Source organism: Halofilum ochraceum (assembly GCF_001614315.2).
Classification (GTDB): domain Bacteria; phylum Pseudomonadota; class Gammaproteobacteria; order XJ16; family Halofilaceae; genus Halofilum; species Halofilum ochraceum.
This window is the reverse complement of sequence record NZ_LVEG02000004.1, coordinates 229,011-243,763: the sequence shown is the minus strand read 5'-3', so window position 1 is coordinate 243,763 and position 14,753 is coordinate 229,011. Positions and strand designations below refer to the sequence as shown.

Here is a 14,753-nt window from a genome sequence, read left to right as displayed (position 1 = left end):
TGGCGGGAACCCACCGGACGGGCGTCGGATGAGTCCCGCGAATAATCAGCTGTTGCGCAGCGTCAACCGCTCAATCCCGTTGGCATGAAACTCGCCGGCATATTTCTCTTCCAGCGGCGCGACGAGGCGTTCGTACTCATCCTGCGACATGGACGAGACATCGCCCTTGCCCGGCATCGCGGCGACATCGCGTTCCGCCATGCGCACGATCAGCTCCTCCCAGAACGCCCGATCGTCGTACTCATCGAGCAGCTTCCAGGCGCCGGTTTCGTCCTCGAGCTTGCGCGTCGGCCGGTACTGGTTCTGCTTGCTGTCGATCTCGACCAGGTCTCCCAGATCAAAATCGGGCGCCACCGAGAGGACCTTCTGGATCACCATGCGGTAGGGCTCGCCTTCCGCCGTCTCTTCGGGGCGGTGCCCATGGATCACCCAGTCGGCCGCGAGCAGCAGGTCGAGCAGAAGCCGGTATTCGCGCTGTGTGAGGCTGACGTTCATCGGGAGCGGAAGACCCTCCGGGAGTTTGGCAAAGGGGGAAATGCGGTCGGGCCAAGACCGGACCGGGTGACAGAATCTGCGCGGGTCGCTGTCGTGTCAACGCCCATGTCTTTCTGCAACGCGTGCGACGCGGATCATGAGCGACCGGCCTGCGTCCGCGGCTGCGGGTTGTTGAGGTCTTTTGGGTATCGCTGCGCTCAACCCAACCTACGGTCGCGTGTCCAGCTCAATATCGTAGGTTGGGTTGACGAAGGAAACCCAACGAGGCCCTTGCACGGAGTCCAGGCCACGCCCGCAGACTGCCCCGCAAGCCTGAAGCTCGGGGATCAGGAGTCGAGCTTCTGCCGCAGCAGCTGGTTGACCTGCTCCGGGTTGGCCTTGCCGCGCGAGGCCTTCATGACCTGACCGACGAACCAGCCGAGCACCTTGTCCTTACCGGCCCGATACTGTTCGACCTGGCCGGGATTGGCATCGACGACTTCGTCGATCATGCGCTCGATCTCGCCGCTGTCGGTGATCTGTTTCAGCCCTTTGGCCTCGATGACCGTATCGGCATTGCCCTCACCGGCGACCATCGCCTCGAACACCTGTTTGGCGATCTTGCCGGAGATGGTCTGGTCCTGGATGCGCTGGATCAGTCCGCCGAGCGCTTCAGCTGACACCGGGCTCTCGGTGATATCGATGCCCTGTGCATTCAGCACCCCGCCAAGCTCGGACATGACCCAGTTGGCCGCGACCTTCGGCGCGCCGCCGGCCGCCGTGACCGTCGCCTCGTAGTAGTCGGCCAGTTCGCGCGAAGCGGTCAGGACGTTGGCATCGTACGCCGGCAGACCATATTCGCGGATGAAGCGATCGCGCTTTTCATCCGGCAGTTCAGGCAGCTCGGCGCGCACCCGCTCGATGAAGGCCTGATCGACCTCCAGTGGCAACAGATCCGGGTCCGGGAAGTAGCGGTAGTCGTTCGCCTCTTCCTTGGTGCGCATCGAGCGCGTTTCGTCGGCGTTGGCATCGTAGAGGCGTGTTTCCTGATCGACCTTGCCGCCTTCCTCGAGGATCTCGCGCTGGCGCTCGAACTCGAAGTTCAGCGCCTTCTCCAGGAAGCGGAACGAGTTGACGTTCTTGATCTCGGCGCGCGTGCCGTACTCGTCCGATCCCGCCGGGCGGATGGAAATATTCGCGTCCACGCGCAGCGAGCCCTCCTGCATGTTGCCGTCACAGATACCGAGATAGCGCACCAGCGTGCGGATCTTCTTGGCGTACGCGACCGCCTCGGCCGGTGAGCGCATGTCGGGCTCGGAGACGATTTCCAGCAGCGGCGTGCCCGCGCGGTTGAGGTCGATCCCGGTCATGCCGTGGAAGTCCTCGTGCAGGGACTTGCCAGCGTCCTCTTCGAGATGCGCGCGGGTAACGCCGATGGTCTTGACGGTGCCGTCGTCGAGCGCGATCTCCAGTTGCCCGGTACCGACCACGGGGATCTCGTACTGCGAGATCTGGTAGCCCTTGGGCAGATCCGGATAGAAGTAGTTCTTGCGCGCGAACACCGAGCGGCCGGCGATATCGGCCCCGATACCGAGCCCGAGGCGCACGGCCATCGCCACGGCCCCTTCGTTGAGCACCGGCAGGACGCCGGGCAGGCCGAGGTCGACCGGGCAGGCCTGGCGGTTCGGCTCGTTGCCGAACTGCGTCGAGGCGCCCGAGAAGATCTTGCTGTTGGTCGCGAGCTGGGCATGGATCTCCAGCCCGATGACGGTTTCCCACTGCATGATTGCCCTCGCCCCGTTCAGTCGTTCACGCCCGCCGGTACCTGGCGGTGGTGATCGGTGGCCTGCTGATACTGGTGAGCGACCCCGAGCAGGCGGCCCTCGTCGAAGTGGTTGCCGATGAGCTGGACGCCGACCGGAAGCCCATCGGCGAAGCCCGCGGGCATCGACAGGGCCGGGAGGCCGGCCAGGTTGACGGCGATCGTATAGACGTCCGACAGGTACATGGCGACCGGGTCGTCGCTGCGCTCGCCGATCGGGAAGGCGGTCGTCGGCGAGGTCGGCCCCAGGATCACGTCGACCTGTTCGAAGGCCTTGCGGAAGTCGTCGCTGATGAGCTGACGGATCTTCTGCGCCTTGAGGTAATAGGCATCGAAGTAGCCGGCCGAGAGCGCATAGGTACCGACCATGATGCGGCGCTTGACCTCGGCGCCGAAGCCCTCGCCACGCGAGCGCTCGTAGAGATCGATGATGTTCTTCGGTTCGTCGCAGCGATAGCCGTAGCGCACCCCGTCGAAACGCGAGAGGTTCGACGATGCCTCGGCGGGCGCGACCACGTAATACGCCGGCACCGACAGCTCGGTATGCGCCAGCGAGATCTCGACCGGCTCCGCCCCAAGCTCGCGCAGGCGCTCGGCGGCGCCCTCGACCGCGCCGCGCACGCCCTCGCTCATGCCCTCGCCGAAGTATTCCTTCGGCAGGCCCACCTTCAGACCCTGGAGGCTGACGCCGTCGAGGGCGGCGGCATAGTCGTCGACCGGGCGATCGATGCTGGTGGAATCGTTCGGGTCGAAACCCGCCATCGCGCCCAGCATCAGCGCGCAGTCCTCGGCGGTCCGGGCCAGCGGACCGCCCTGGTCCAGACTGGAGGCGAACGCCACCATGCCGAAGCGCGACACGCGCCCGTAGGTCGGCTTGAGCCCGGTCAGACTGCACATGGCCGCCGGCTGGCGGATCGAGCCGCCGGTATCCGTGCCGGTCGCGCCCGGTGCCAGGCGTGCGGCGACGGCCGCCGCGGAGCCGCCGGAGGAACCGCCCGGAACACGCGTGGGATCCCAGGGGTTCTTCACGGGACCGTAATACGAGGTCTCGTTGGACGAGCCCATGGCGAACTCGTCCATGTTCGTCTTGCCGAGCATGACCAGTCCGGCGTCGCGCATGTTGCGCACGACCGTGGCGTCGTAAGGCGCCTCGAAATTGTCGAGCATGCGCGAGCCGCAACTCGTACGGACACCGTCGGTACAGAAGATGTCCTTGTGCGCGATCGGCACGCCGGTCAGCGGCCCACCGCGGCCGGCCGCGCGGGCCTCGTCGGCGGCCTCGGCCTCGGCCAACGCCTGCTCGCGGGTGACGGTGATGAAGCTGTTGCAGTCGGGGTCGCGGGCCTCGATCCGATCGAGGAAGCCGCGGGTCAGTTCGACGCTGGAGACCTCGCCGTCGGCAAGGGCCCGCGCCAGTTCGGCGATGGTGCGGTCATGCATCACGGGGATTCGATCCATCGTTGGTCGGCCCGGTGCGGCCGGAAATCATGGCTGGCGGTGGTCATCTCACCGCCACGTATCGCTTTACTCGACCACGCGCGGGACGAGGTAGAGGCCGCGCTCGACGGCCGGCGCGAGGCGCTGGTAGCGCTCGCGCTGATCGGGCTCGGTCACCATGTCCGGGCGCAGGCGCTGCGTGGCGTTCTGCGGGTGCGCCATCGGCGTGACCCCGCTGGTGTCGACCGCGTTCATGCGGTCAACCAGGTCGAGGATATTCGAGAGATCATTCGCGTTCGCCGCGACCTCGTCATCGGACACGGAGAGCCGGGCGAGATGGGCGATTCGGCGGACTTCGTCGGGCGACAGGGACACGTCGCATACCTCCGGGCCGGGACTTTTCAGGCGCGCGAAGGTATCACATTTGGGCATCCCGGGGTACGCACGCTGGCGTACGCACCCCGGGGCAGGCACACCGGGGCAGCTTCAGTCCTCGTATTCCTCTTCCTCGCGTTCCCTCTCTTCGTCCTCGCGCTCGCGCTCCTCTTCGGCCCGTTCGGCTTCACGCTCACGTTCTTCTTCCGCGCGCTCGCGTTCCTCCTCGGCCCGCTCGGCTTCACGCTCACGTTCCTCTTCCGCGTGCTCGCGCTGATCCTCGGCCCGATCCTGTTCTTCCTCGACCCGATCGCGCTCCCGTTCATCCCGACCACGCTCGGACTCGCGCTCGCCTCGGGCAGAATCCTTGTTGCCTTTATTCCCCTTGTTGCCTTTATTCCCCTTGTTGCCTTTGTTGCCCTTGTTGCCGGTGGCGCTTTCGTTCGCCTGCGGATCAGCACCCGCGTCCCGGGCCTTGTCGAGGCCCTGTTGTCGGCGATCGCCGCCCTTGTCCCCGGCGCGCTCAGAGGCGTTGTTTCCGGCGTTTCCAGAGCGATCGGCCATGGCGGCTGCGGGGATGCCGCCAAGCACAACGAGGATGGCCGCGATCGCGATCACACCGTTCCGGGATCTGCTGTCATTTCGATCGTTCGTCATTTATTGCTCCATGCAGGATTCACACACCACGCCGCGCGCGGCCCCCACCGTAACGCCGGTCGCGTTCGATGGGGCGTAAAAAAACCCCGGCTACACAATCGTGGCCGGGGTCAACCGTTCTGCCTTTATCGATGGGCGACGGCCGGCGCTCGTGCTGCCTGTTATGCAATCGAGTGCAGGCCCGCCTCGTCACTTACTCCGGCAGGTTGTACTCCGCCGTCTCGCCGGCCTCGACTTCGACCGCGTCGTCGATATCGAGGAAGGTCAGACCACCGTTATCGTCCTCGTCGGCGGACGGATCATCGTCTTCCGCATCGCAGACGTAGGTGACGGTATAAGTACCCGGCTCAAGAAACCCTGCTGTACCCGTGAATTTCCCGTCCGAATCGTCGCTGTCGAGCACAGTGGTGATCGGGTCCGGCTCGTTGCCATCGACATCGTCGGGCACGACATCCCCCTCGAAGACGTAGACGGCATTTTTGCCGGGCTCCGAGCCGCACTGGTTGTTGGAGACATAGGTCTCGCTCGCATTCACCGCGATTTCCCCGGTCTCCTCGGTTCTTACGAGGCGCAGGGCGGGTTTGAGGATGTACTCACCATTACCGGTCTCCACGACCGACTTCCGCAGGTCGAAGTCGATGGTGAGGTCCAGCGTCCCCCCGTTCGCTACGGTGAATGGCGTAACCAGCTTGAGACCGGTTTGCGCGCCGCTCGGGATCCGCAGATCATTTTCGCCACCATCGATGACGATCACCGAGTCACCCTGACCAAGATCGACCCCGAGCCGGATCCAATCATAGTCGCCGGCCGGCACGGGCTCGTCCTCGATGAGCAGCGCGCTGTTGCCGTGCTGCTGATCGAGCAGATCGATACGCCGGGGCTCGTCAAACGTGATCGTCTCGAACGGCGGCCCGTCGCCGTTATTGCCATTGTCGTTGACGTTGTCGTCGTCCCCGTCCTCGTCGTCGTCGACACCGCTGGGTTTCAGGGTGATCGACGAGAACTGGACATAAACATGCTCGGCGTCATCCACCGGCGCGTCGGTCACGCCAACAGTGAGCGAACCGCTGCCGGAACCGTCGCTGGAGCCGCCACCGCAGGCGCTGAGAAGGGCAACGCCTGCCGCGATCGCGATCGCGCCGGCCGCACGGTGAATGTCGTGCCTGGAATACTGCTGGCCCATGATGAATTCCCTTGCTGTCGTGTGGGTTCGGGGCTCGGTCCGTCCCGGGACGGATCCGCAGCCTCAACCCGGGACACGGTTCGCCCGACGGAAACGTTCCATCGGGGTCGCCGGGATCGTGGCCAGAAGTTCGAACCTGTGATGTAGATCACATCATGTAGGCGCAGTCCGGGCCCCGATTGCGCTCGATCCCACCATCGGGGCCACAGTCGTTCTGGCGGAGCGTGGCGCTGGCGGGCAACGGCCACATTCCTCCGCACTCAGAAAATGCGTTCGAGCCGCACCCGCACTACCTCGCGGTCATAATCGAACTCGTTCAGCGTCGAGTCGCGCTCCTCCAGGCGAAGGCTGGCGCGAGCGCTCCAGTTGCGGCCCAGCTGCCGGTCGAGAGCGGCCCCGACACCGATCAGGTCGTCCTCGCGTGTCCCCCGAGGCTGGCCATTGCGGACTTCCTGACCGTCGAAGTCACGGCGATGCCAGTCCCCCGAGATCGTGAGGTGGTGCCTGGCGTCGAGGCGGAGCGTGTAGTCCACGGCGAGGCGGAGTTCGTCCCAGGAGAAGCTGAAGAAATCGTCGGCGGTTTGGCGATCATCGCGGTCGGAGACGCCGATCCCGGCGGACAGGTCCCAGCCGGTCCGCCCGCGCTCGCCCAGCGCCACCTCGAACTCGTTCTCAATGCCGTCCAGAAACCCGAAACCGCTCGCGCCACGCGCCAGTTCGATTCGATAATCGAGTTCGAGCAACCACTCGGCATTCAGGGGGCGTTGGAGCCGACCGCCCGCGAGCGCCGAATTCTCGAAGGCATCGCCCCCGAAACGCTGGTGACGGCCATCGATCCAGGCATCCCAGCGCCAGTCTTCACCCAGCAGACCGACCCGGCCGACGCCGCCGCGGAGTGTCGTCAGATCGAAATCCTCCGCGTCGAGGAATCGCTGCACGTAGGCGCTGCCGCGCAGGTACGTCCGGTCGCTTACCGGCCAGCGCCCCACCAGGACGGCATCCAGGAACTGGTCGGATTCTTCGCTGCCCCGACTTGCATCGCTCGGTGTCAGGGCGATATTCGAGTCGTGGCCGCCACCGAGCCCCACATAGACATAGTCCGGTGCCGAGACGGACGGATCGAGCGCCGCCAGGGCATCGCGCGCACGCCGGCGCAGGCGGTCTGTTCTGGCTTCCCGCGCGGCGCTTCGGAAAAGGGCCCGGGCCCGCTTCCGGTCACCCCGCTCACGGGCGATGCGCCCGAGCTGATAATACGCCGGCGCCACCATGGAACCGCTGTCCACGGCGCGCTGGAAGGCCGCCTCGGCAGCCTCGAACTCGCCCACGCGGTAATGGGCTACGGCGAGGTTGTAGTGCAGCGCCCCGGTATCGAGCCCGGCCCGGCGGGCCGCCTCGAAATGCTCGATCGCCTGGCGGTAATCATCCCGCTGCGCCGCTTCGACACCCCGCTGGAACGCATCGCGTCCGTCCGCGGCGGTCACGGCGCCGGGCGCCATCAGCAGCAGGACAAACGCCACGACCATCGTCATGCGTGGGGCGAGCATCTTCCTGCAGCCGTCGCTGGTGGCGGGCACCGGCTCAATCGCCTGGGTCATCTCGAATCCAATCGCCGTGGTCGTTCCGTCGCACTTACCATAAAAACAGATCGGGGACGGGGGTAAGTACCCCGTCCCCGGTAAGGGCGCTGACGCCCATGACCCGCTTCGATCCACGCGCGGCCGCGGTGGATCGATCACTGTCCGTTGATCGTTTACTGACCCACCTCGACCGGACGCTTCTCCGCCGGGTTGGCGCCGGCGCCATCACGGGCATTGGCCGCGTTACCGGCATCGCGCCCCTGTTCACGGGCCTCGCGGGAGACCGACTCTCCGAACGCGCGGCCATCTTCGCTCGCCTTCGTCCGGGCCTCATTGGCCGTATCAATCCCGAAGGCGGCGTTGTCGCGGGCGGTATCCGACGCACGTTCGGGCAACTCGATCTCGTCGACATACTCGGCCTCATCGGCCTCCGGGTCACTCACCACTTCCATCGTGACATCACCGCCCGGTTCCTCGTCGCCCCAGACCGGCGCCGCGATCAGACCCAGCAGCAGAATGCTGGTGGCATAAGCGATCGTCGTCTTCATCACAACTGACTCCACGTTACTGAAACGGTCTTTCAGACCGATGCACGTTCAACTTGCAGTGCGGCGGAACCATCGGTCAGCGGGACCACGAGCCGGCGTTCGCCGCCGGGATGGCGGACCCGGGCCACCAGATCCCCGCCCCGCGCTTCATTCAGGACGCGCAAAGGCAAGCGCAGGCGGCTGCGCCCCTCCGCAAGGCGGCCCGTCCAGCGCACCTGGCGCTGTCCCGGGAAACCCTCCAGTTCAACGCCTTCGGGCAGCTCCACGACGAACTCGACCTCGTCGTACGCGCGCGGACTGTCGATCGCGATCGCGATCCGCTGCTCACCCGCGGACGCCAGATCGACCGGTTTGGCCTCGAGGGTTGTCCCCGGCTCGTCGCGCTGGGCCAGCACCAGCCCCAGCGCAATCCCGATCACCAGCGTGGCCGCCAGCGCGGCCCAGCGCGGGGCGCCCGCGGGCAAGCGCCGCCGCCGTCCGGCGGGCTCGCCCGGCAGCGGCAGCGTGGAGAGACCGCCGAGCAGCGACCGCATCTCGCGGTCGTAGCGGGCACAGTCCGGGCAGGTATCCCGATGCCGGGCCATGGCGATCTCGTCGACCCCGCCGTGGCCGTCGTGCCAATCACTCCAGTAACTCCGGAACTCTTCACAGTTCATCGCCGCGTCTCCGCCTGCTGTTTCCTTTCACGAACGGGCCCCGCCAAAGGTTCCATCGTGCCGTGCACACGATGGGGGTTCACTCGCCCGCAAGATCGGCGCGCAGGGCCGTTCGGGCCCGATGCAATCGCGATTTCAGGGTCCCCGTGGGCGTTTCGGTGATTTCAGCGACCTCGACCAGGGTATAGCCTTCAACGTCGTGCATCAGCACCAGTTCGCGCTGGAAGGCCGGCAGCCGGTCGAGCGCGTTCTGCAGCCGTACCCTGGTCAGGCCCTGCTCGAATGCATCCTCAGGCAGGGCATCGCTGCCGGCGCCGTCGTCGGGCTCGGCGGTGGTATCGATGTCCGGCGCACTGCGCCGACGCCGCCATTCATCCACGAACAGGCGATACAGCACGCGCGACAGCCAGGGGCGCGGGCGCTCAAGCGCCGCCACCTCGTCCATGCGCGGATGCAGGCGCACCATCAGGTCCTGAAGCAGATCTTCGGCGTCGTCGGCATTTCCGGTGAGACGAACCGCCAGGCGACGCAGATGATCCATGCAGCGGGCGATCACTCGCTCGAAACGCTTCGCCTGCAGGGAACGGACCGGGTTTCGCATCCTCCATGACTCCTGCTGGACCAAAAGAACCGAAGAAGTACCCGCCCGCCCACGGGGGTACCCGAGACATCATCGCTCCGCACATGCAGCGGGGACCGTGCGCGCCGCGTAAGAACCGCGGTTACGGGACACGAAATCATCATCCAGATGGTTCCCTGACTGTCTCCCTGACGCCACGGTCGCCGCCAACACGTCACTCCGGCTATGCCACTTTCCACCGGAATCGTGAACTCGAACACACACCCGATCCGTTTCCGGCGCGTCCATTGCTTGTACAGCACGAACCCCATTGCTACAGTAGCGGCTTCGTTTTGTCCCCTGCCACCCGCGCACGAGACCAATCCCAGCATGTTCAGCGCTTTACGTGGACTTTTCTCCACCGATCTTTCGATCGACCTTGGCACAGCCAATACCCTTATCTATGTCCGCGGCAAGGGCATCGTGCTCAACGAGCCGTCCGTGGTCGCGCTGCGGCAGGAACGCGGCAGCGGCGCCAAGGCCATCGAGGCGTATGGCGAAGAGGCCAAGCGCATGGTCGGCCGCACGCCGCAGTCGATCACGGCGATCCGCCCGATGCGCGATGGCGTGATCGCGGATTTCAACATCACGGAGAAGATGCTCCAGCACTTCATCAAGAAGGTGCACGAGTCCCGCTTCTTCCGTCCCAGCCCTCGGGTACTGGTCTGCGTGCCCTGTGGCGCGACCCAGGTGGAGCGCCGCGCGATCCGCGAATCGGCCGCCGGCGCCGGCGCCCGCACGGTCTACCTGGTCGAGGAGCCTATGGCGGCCGCGATCGGTGCCGGCATGCCGGTCTCCGAGCCGCAGGGCTCGATGGTGCTGGACGTGGGCGGCGGTACCTCCGAGGTCGCCGTGATGTCGCTCAACGGCATCGTCTACTCGGCCTCGGTGCGGATCGGCGGCGACAAGTTCGACGAGGCGATCGTCAATTACGTCCGCCGCAACTACGGCGCCCTGATCGGCGAGGCGACCGCGGAGCGCATCAAGCACGAGATCGGCTCGGCCTACCCCGGCAAGGAACTGCTCGAGATCGAGGTCAAGGGCCGCAATCTGTCCGAGGGCGTGCCGCGCGCGCTGACGCTGAACAGCAACGAGATTCTCGAGGCCCTGCAGGAACCCCTTTACGGCATCGTCAGTGCGGTGAAGACGGCGCTGGAGCAGACACCGCCCGAACTCGGCGCCGACGTCGCCGAACGCGGTATCGTGCTGACCGGTGGCGGCGCGCTGCTCGGTGACCTCGACCGCCTGCTGATGGAAGAGACCGGCCTCCCCGTGGTCGTGGCCGAGGATCCGCTGACCTGCGTGTGCCGGGGCGGTGGCCGTATCCTCGAGCTGATCGATGAGCACGGCACCGGTTTCGTTTCCGTCGAGTAATCTCACGGGCGCAAGACGCCGCCCCGTCCAGCGGGGGATGGCCTGATGCAGCCGCTGTTCCAGCAGGGAACCGGTCCGCTGGCGCGGACCCTGTTCTTCGTGTTGCTCTCGGCGACGCTGATGGTGGCCGATCACCGCTTCAATCAGCTTGAACAGGTGCGCGGATTCCTCTCCGGCGCGATCGCGCCGCTGCGCTATGCGGTCGATCTGCCGGCGCGCTTTCTGGGCTGGGGCTCCGATCAGGTGCGATCGCACGGAGAGCTGGTCGAGCGCATCAACGCGCTCGAGCGGGAAAACCTCCGCCTCCGGGCACGTCAGCTCAAATTCGAAACGCTCCGCAGCGAGAATGAGCGCCTCCGGACGCTGCTCGATTCCTCCGCCGAACGCGATGACCGCGTGCTCGTGGCCGAGCTGCTGTCGGTCGCGCTGGACCCCTATCGCCAGCAGGTCGTGGTCAATCAGGGGGAACGCGACGGCGTCTACGCCGGTCAGCCCCTGATCGACGCCTATGGCGTGATGGGGCAGATCATCAACACCGGGCCCTTCACGGCAACCGCCCTGTTGATCTCCGATCCGAACCACGCGCTGCCCGTACAGATCAATCGCAACGGCCTGCGCACGATCGCCGAGGGCACAGGCGAGCCGGACCGGCTGGAATTGCGCTACATCCCCAATAACGCCGATGTCCGCGTCGGTGACCTGGTGGTGAGTTCCGGCCTCGGGGGGCGCTTCCCGCCCAACTACCCCGTCGCCAGCGTGGTCGAGGTCGAGCGCCGACCGGGGCAACCCTTCGCGCGCGTGGTCGCCGCACCACGGGCGCAGCTCGACCGCTCGCGCGAGGTATTGCTCGTATGGCCGGACGATGCCGGCGACGGAGCGGTTACGGGGAACGGCGATCTCGCGGCCGAGGAGCCGGCGCCCGCGCAGGATACGGACGACACCGACGCATCGACGCGGGGTGAGGGATGAATCCGCGCTGGTGGCTGATCCCGCTCACGCTGGCCGTGGCCCTGATGCTGATGATGGTGCCACTGCCGGAGTCCGTGGCGCCCGCCCGGCCGGACTGGGTCACGCTGGTGGCGCTCTACTGGGCGATGGCACTGCCCCAGCGCTTCGGCCTGACGTTCGCCTGGATCGCGGGCATCCTGCTGGATGTCTCACAGGGCGCGCTGCTGGGGCAGAACGCGCTCGGGGCCGTGATCGTCGTAGCCTTCGCGCTGCAGTACCACCAGCGCCTGCGGGTCGCACCCATCGCGCAGCAGGCCCTGATCGTGACTCTCCTGCTCCTGTTCAAGCAGGCACTGGTTATCTGGACCAGCGGGCTCGCGGGCCGCGCGCCCGAGGCCCCATGGCTGTATTTCGCGGCGCCGCTGACGGCGCTGATCTTCTGGCCGCTGCTGTTCGTCGTCCTGCGCGACCTGCGGCGGCGCTATCAGGTAGCGTAAACGTATGCACGGTGTAATCCTCGACGCGGACTCCCTCGGACCCGGCCTTGATCTGGCGCGCCTGCGCGGGCAGCTGGACAGCTGGGACTGGCATGGCCATACCGCCCCCAAGGACACCGCCACCCGGATCCGCGATGCGGATGTCGTCATCACGAACAAGGTCGTGCTCGACGCCGAGGCCTTCGCCGGCGCCAGCCGCCTGCAACTGGTATGCGTGGCGGCCACCGGGGTCAACAACGTCGATCTCGACGCGGCCCGCGGGCACGGCGTGACGGTCTGCAACGCGACCGGCTACGGCACCCCTTCGGTGGTTCAGCACACCTTCGCACTGATACTCGCGCTGGCGACCCGGTTGCCGGAATACCAGGCGGCAGTGCGCGCCGGTGAATGGTCGCGCTCGCCGTTTTTCTGCCTCCTCGACTTCCCCATCACCGAGCTGGCCGGCAAAACCCTGGGTGTCATTGGCTACGGGACGCTCGGGCAGGGGGTGGCCGCCATCGCCCGGGCCTTCGACATGGATGTGCAGGTCGCCGCCCGGCCCGGGGCGACCGAGATTCCGGTGGACCGGGTTGCGGTCGGCGATCTGCTCGAGCGGGCCGACGTGCTCACCCTCCACTGCCCGCTCACCGAGGCGACGCGGGGGCTCATCGGCCGCGCGGAACTCGAGCGCATGAAGCCGGATGCACTGCTGGTGAACACAGCCCGCGGTGGCATCGTCGATGAGGCCGCACTGGCCGACGCGCTACGCGCCGGGGCCATCGGCGGTGCCGGCATGGATGTGCTGACGCAGGAGCCGCCGCGCGACGGCAACCCGCTGCTTGCCGACGACATCCCCAACCTGATCGTCACGCCGCACTCCGCCTGGGGCTCGCAGGCCGCCCGCCAGCGCCTGGTCGAACAGGTGGCGGATCACATCGCCGACTACCTGGCCGGCAGACCGGGTAACGTGGTCGCCGGCCCGGAGGGCTCATGAACGCCGACGAACGCCTCGATGCGATCGAGGAGCGCCTGATGCGCCTGCAGCACGATCTCGAACAGCTCGACGCCACCGTGCAGGGACAGGCCGCGGCCCATGATCGCCTGGCACAGCGCTGCGAGCGGCTGGAGCAACGCCTTGCGAAGCTCGAGCCAGAGGGCGATTCAGACTAAGGGCCCCTGATCGTCGGGAATCCTGTAGGTCGGATTTCCAACCCGACGCTCGTACGCCCCTGATCTGGCGCGCTGGAAGCCCGACCTACATCGTTACCCAACGGGCTGGCCGGTTTAATTGAAAGCCCCCTGACCCGAAGCGTCCGCACCCAGCAGCAGTTGCCCGTCGCCGATGAAACGGTGGGGCGGGACATTCAGCGGGGCCGCATCCGTGCCGGCTTGTGGCACTCCAGAGGCATCCCAGGTGGCCTGACCGCAGCTTTCGCGGAAGCGCCGGGCCGCCGACTCCCAGACCACGCTGCAGCCGCGTGCGGTGCCATTGGCAAAGGCGACGAACCAGCCCGGACTCGGGTCATCGCCGAGCCGGGCGCCGAGGCGCTCCACGGTCTCCGGGCCGCGCCGCAGCACGATCACCGGGCGGTTCCGCCAGCCCACGGTACGGGTCGTATCGGGCGCCATATCGGATACGTCGATGCGCAACCGGTCGGGCGCCCCGCTGTTGCCGCTCCCCGCCAGATAGCGGACGCCGATCACCACCACGGCCATGGCGGCCAATGCCATCATCAGTTTCAGCGTCACCCGCAGCCGCAGACGGCGCGGCGAATCCGGGAGATCGGTCATGGGCAGTCCATCGGAGAAACGGAGGTCAACGGACGCACTCTACCCGCATCGGGCGATGATCGTCTGCGCCGCGGGCGGCCGGCGGACCGAGGCCGACGCGCTCGCGCAGGGCCTCGGCGTGCCCCTTGTGGGGGAACTACCCGATGAGCCCGGCTCGCTGGCACTGGTCCTGACGGACGAACGCCTGCAGGTGCAACTCACCGGCCCCGGCGCCCCGGGTCCCGTCTATGCGGAGTTCGTCACCGGGGCGACGGCCCGCCGCGGACGCGAGGCGGCCCGGGCGGATGAGGGATTGCTGCGGGCGGCCGGCGCGCGGCACGGCCAGACGCCGGACGTGATCGACGCCACGGGTGGGCTCGGCCGCGACGCATGGCTGCTGGCCGCCCTTGGTTGCCGGGTGACGCTGGTCGAGCGCCATCCCGCGGTCGCCGCCCTGCTGGCGGATGGGCTGAAACGGGCAAGGGACGATGAGACCGCGGCGGAGATCGCCGCCCGCATCGAACTCATCGAGGCCGAAGCGGTCGCCGTACTGGGCGAGCGGACCGCCGATACCGTGATCGTCGATCCGATGCACCCGCCGCGGCGAAAATCCGCGGCGGTGCGCAAGGAAATGCAGGTATTCCGGGCGTTGGTCGGTGCGGACGGCGACAGTGACAGATTGCTGCCCGCCGCCATTGCCGCGGCGCGCCGACGGGTCGCCGTCAAACGCCCGCGCGGCGCCAGACCACTGCCGGGGCCCGCGCCGAGCGGCTCGATCGATGGCCGCTCGACGCGTTTTGACATCTACGCCGGCGGGGCGCGCGAGGCCTGAGCACG

At 67.0% G+C, this 14,753-nt stretch carries 17 protein-coding genes; 6 read left to right on the top strand and 11 right to left on the bottom strand.

Annotation, left to right across the window (positions count from 1 at the left end):
- Positions 1-45: 45 nt before the first annotated feature.
- The 10 genes from A0W70_RS05220 to A0W70_RS05175 all read right to left on the bottom strand — a co-directional run bounded on the left by A0W70_RS05220 (position 46) and on the right by A0W70_RS05175 (position 9,330).
- Positions 46-495 carry a hypothetical protein gene (locus A0W70_RS05220; protein WP_067561166.1) on the bottom strand — a complete coding sequence of 150 codons (450 nt, stop codon included), beginning with the start codon at positions 493-495 and terminating at the stop codon, positions 46-48.
- A gap of 326 nt (positions 496-821) precedes the next feature.
- Positions 822-2,258 (bottom strand): Asp-tRNA(Asn)/Glu-tRNA(Gln) amidotransferase subunit GatB, encoded by a 1,437-nt coding sequence (gatB, locus tag A0W70_RS05215; protein ID WP_067561164.1) that lies wholly within the window; start codon positions 2,256-2,258, stop codon positions 822-824.
- A 17-nt stretch (positions 2,259-2,275) separates the two neighbouring features.
- Positions 2,276-3,736: an Asp-tRNA(Asn)/Glu-tRNA(Gln) amidotransferase subunit GatA gene (gene gatA / locus A0W70_RS05210; RefSeq protein ID WP_067561162.1), complete on the bottom strand. Its 1,461-nt coding sequence runs from the start codon at positions 3,734-3,736 to the stop codon at positions 2,276-2,278.
- 84 nt (positions 3,737-3,820) lie between these two features.
- Positions 3,821-4,108: an Asp-tRNA(Asn)/Glu-tRNA(Gln) amidotransferase subunit GatC gene (gene gatC / locus A0W70_RS05205; RefSeq protein WP_067561625.1), complete on the bottom strand. Its 288-nt coding sequence runs from the start codon at positions 4,106-4,108 to the stop codon at positions 3,821-3,823.
- A 111-nt stretch (positions 4,109-4,219) separates the two neighbouring features.
- Complete coding sequence (locus A0W70_RS05200) at positions 4,220-4,765, bottom strand: hypothetical protein (RefSeq protein ID WP_139150727.1); 546 nt, start codon at positions 4,763-4,765, stop codon at positions 4,220-4,222.
- Positions 4,766-4,958: 193 nt separating this feature from the next.
- Positions 4,959-5,948: a DUF4382 domain-containing protein gene (locus tag A0W70_RS05195; protein WP_067561158.1), complete on the bottom strand. Its 990-nt coding sequence runs from the start codon at positions 5,946-5,948 to the stop codon at positions 4,959-4,961.
- Between the two features lie 260 nt (positions 5,949-6,208).
- Positions 6,209-7,543 (bottom strand): tetratricopeptide repeat protein, encoded by a 1,335-nt coding sequence (locus tag A0W70_RS05190; protein WP_067561156.1) that lies wholly within the window; start codon positions 7,541-7,543, stop codon positions 6,209-6,211.
- Between the two features lie 155 nt (positions 7,544-7,698).
- Positions 7,699-8,073: a hypothetical protein gene (locus A0W70_RS05185; protein ID WP_067561154.1), complete on the bottom strand. Its 375-nt coding sequence runs from the start codon at positions 8,071-8,073 to the stop codon at positions 7,699-7,701.
- Positions 8,074-8,105: 32 nt separating this feature from the next.
- Complete coding sequence (locus A0W70_RS05180) at positions 8,106-8,729, bottom strand: anti-sigma factor family protein (protein ID WP_067561152.1); 624 nt, start codon at positions 8,727-8,729, stop codon at positions 8,106-8,108.
- A gap of 79 nt (positions 8,730-8,808) precedes the next feature.
- Complete coding sequence (locus tag A0W70_RS05175) at positions 8,809-9,330, bottom strand: RNA polymerase sigma factor (RefSeq protein WP_067561150.1); 522 nt, start codon at positions 9,328-9,330, stop codon at positions 8,809-8,811.
- A gap of 348 nt (positions 9,331-9,678) precedes the next feature.
- On the opposite strand from A0W70_RS05175, the gene A0W70_RS05170 reads away from it, so the two are divergent.
- Genes A0W70_RS05170 through A0W70_RS05150 form a run of 5 tightly spaced genes read left to right on the top strand, consistent with a single transcriptional unit; the run spans position 9,679 to position 13,316 of the window.
- Positions 9,679-10,722 (top strand): rod shape-determining protein, encoded by a 1,044-nt coding sequence (locus A0W70_RS05170; RefSeq protein WP_067561148.1) that lies wholly within the window; start codon positions 9,679-9,681, stop codon positions 10,720-10,722.
- Between the two features lie 45 nt (positions 10,723-10,767).
- Positions 10,768-11,691, top strand: coding sequence for a rod shape-determining protein MreC (gene mreC / locus A0W70_RS05165; protein WP_067561146.1), 924 nt, complete (start codon positions 10,768-10,770; stop codon positions 11,689-11,691).
- A complete protein-coding gene (gene mreD, locus A0W70_RS05160) occupies positions 11,688-12,167 on the top strand; it encodes a rod shape-determining protein MreD (RefSeq protein ID WP_067561144.1) in 480 nt (159 codons plus the stop codon). Before mreC ends, mreD begins: the two co-directional genes overlap by 4 nt.
- Before the next feature lie 4 nt (positions 12,168-12,171).
- Entirely contained in the window at positions 12,172-13,140 is a 969-nt protein-coding gene (locus tag A0W70_RS05155) for a 2-hydroxyacid dehydrogenase (protein ID WP_067561142.1), read from the top strand.
- The gene (locus A0W70_RS05150) at positions 13,137-13,316 is read left to right on the top strand and encodes a SlyX family protein (RefSeq protein ID WP_067561140.1); all 180 of its coding nucleotides are present in this window, start codon (positions 13,137-13,139) and stop codon (positions 13,314-13,316) included. Before A0W70_RS05155 ends, A0W70_RS05150 begins: the two co-directional genes overlap by 4 nt.
- Positions 13,317-13,430: 114 nt before the next feature.
- On the opposite strand, the gene A0W70_RS05145 is transcribed toward A0W70_RS05150, so the two are convergent.
- Positions 13,431-13,937: a Rieske (2Fe-2S) protein gene (locus A0W70_RS05145; RefSeq protein ID WP_067561138.1), complete on the bottom strand. Its 507-nt coding sequence runs from the start codon at positions 13,935-13,937 to the stop codon at positions 13,431-13,433.
- Between A0W70_RS05145 and A0W70_RS05140 the strand changes: the two genes are divergently transcribed.
- On the top strand, positions 13,936-14,748 hold the full coding sequence (locus tag A0W70_RS05140) for a class I SAM-dependent methyltransferase (RefSeq protein ID WP_245675812.1): 813 nt from the start codon (positions 13,936-13,938) through the stop codon (positions 14,746-14,748). The two genes, A0W70_RS05145 and A0W70_RS05140, sit on opposite strands and share 2 nt — an antisense overlap.
- The last annotated feature ends 5 nt before the right edge of the window (positions 14,749-14,753 follow it).

Excerpts from the sequence above, each read along its gene's own strand:
- A0W70_RS05190 (WP_067561156.1), bottom strand. The coding sequence starts at position 7,543 with ATGACCCAGGCGATTGAGCCGGTGCCCGCCACCAGCGACGGCTGCAGG.
- A0W70_RS05150 (WP_067561140.1), top strand. The coding sequence starts at position 13,137 with ATGAACGCCGACGAACGCCTCGATGCGATCGAGGAGCGCCTGATGCGC.
- A0W70_RS05170 (WP_067561148.1), top strand. The coding sequence starts at position 9,679 with ATGTTCAGCGCTTTACGTGGACTTTTCTCCACCGATCTTTCGATCGAC.
- A0W70_RS05185 (WP_067561154.1), bottom strand. The coding sequence starts at position 8,073 with ATGAAGACGACGATCGCTTATGCCACCAGCATTCTGCTGCTGGGTCTG.
- A0W70_RS05180 (WP_067561152.1), bottom strand. The coding sequence starts at position 8,729 with ATGAACTGTGAAGAGTTCCGGAGTTACTGGAGTGATTGGCACGACGGC.
- A0W70_RS05195 (WP_067561158.1), bottom strand. The coding sequence starts at position 5,948 with ATGGGCCAGCAGTATTCCAGGCACGACATTCACCGTGCGGCCGGCGCG.
- mreC (WP_067561146.1), top strand. The coding sequence starts at position 10,768 with ATGCAGCCGCTGTTCCAGCAGGGAACCGGTCCGCTGGCGCGGACCCTG.
- A0W70_RS05145 (WP_067561138.1), bottom strand. The coding sequence starts at position 13,937 with ATGACCGATCTCCCGGATTCGCCGCGCCGTCTGCGGCTGCGGGTGACG.
- gatB (WP_067561164.1), bottom strand. The coding sequence starts at position 2,258 with ATGCAGTGGGAAACCGTCATCGGGCTGGAGATCCATGCCCAGCTCGCG.
- A0W70_RS05140 (WP_245675812.1), top strand. The coding sequence starts at position 13,936 with ATGGGCAGTCCATCGGAGAAACGGAGGTCAACGGACGCACTCTACCCG.
- gatA (WP_067561162.1), bottom strand. The coding sequence starts at position 3,736 with ATGCATGACCGCACCATCGCCGAACTGGCGCGGGCCCTTGCCGACGGC.
- A0W70_RS05200 (WP_139150727.1), bottom strand. The coding sequence starts at position 4,765 with ATGACGAACGATCGAAATGACAGCAGATCCCGGAACGGTGTGATCGCG.
- A0W70_RS05155 (WP_067561142.1), top strand. The coding sequence starts at position 12,172 with ATGCACGGTGTAATCCTCGACGCGGACTCCCTCGGACCCGGCCTTGAT.
- mreD (WP_067561144.1), top strand. The coding sequence starts at position 11,688 with ATGAATCCGCGCTGGTGGCTGATCCCGCTCACGCTGGCCGTGGCCCTG.
- A0W70_RS05220 (WP_067561166.1), bottom strand. The coding sequence starts at position 495 with ATGAACGTCAGCCTCACACAGCGCGAATACCGGCTTCTGCTCGACCTG.
- A0W70_RS05175 (WP_067561150.1), bottom strand. The coding sequence starts at position 9,330 with ATGCGAAACCCGGTCCGTTCCCTGCAGGCGAAGCGTTTCGAGCGAGTG.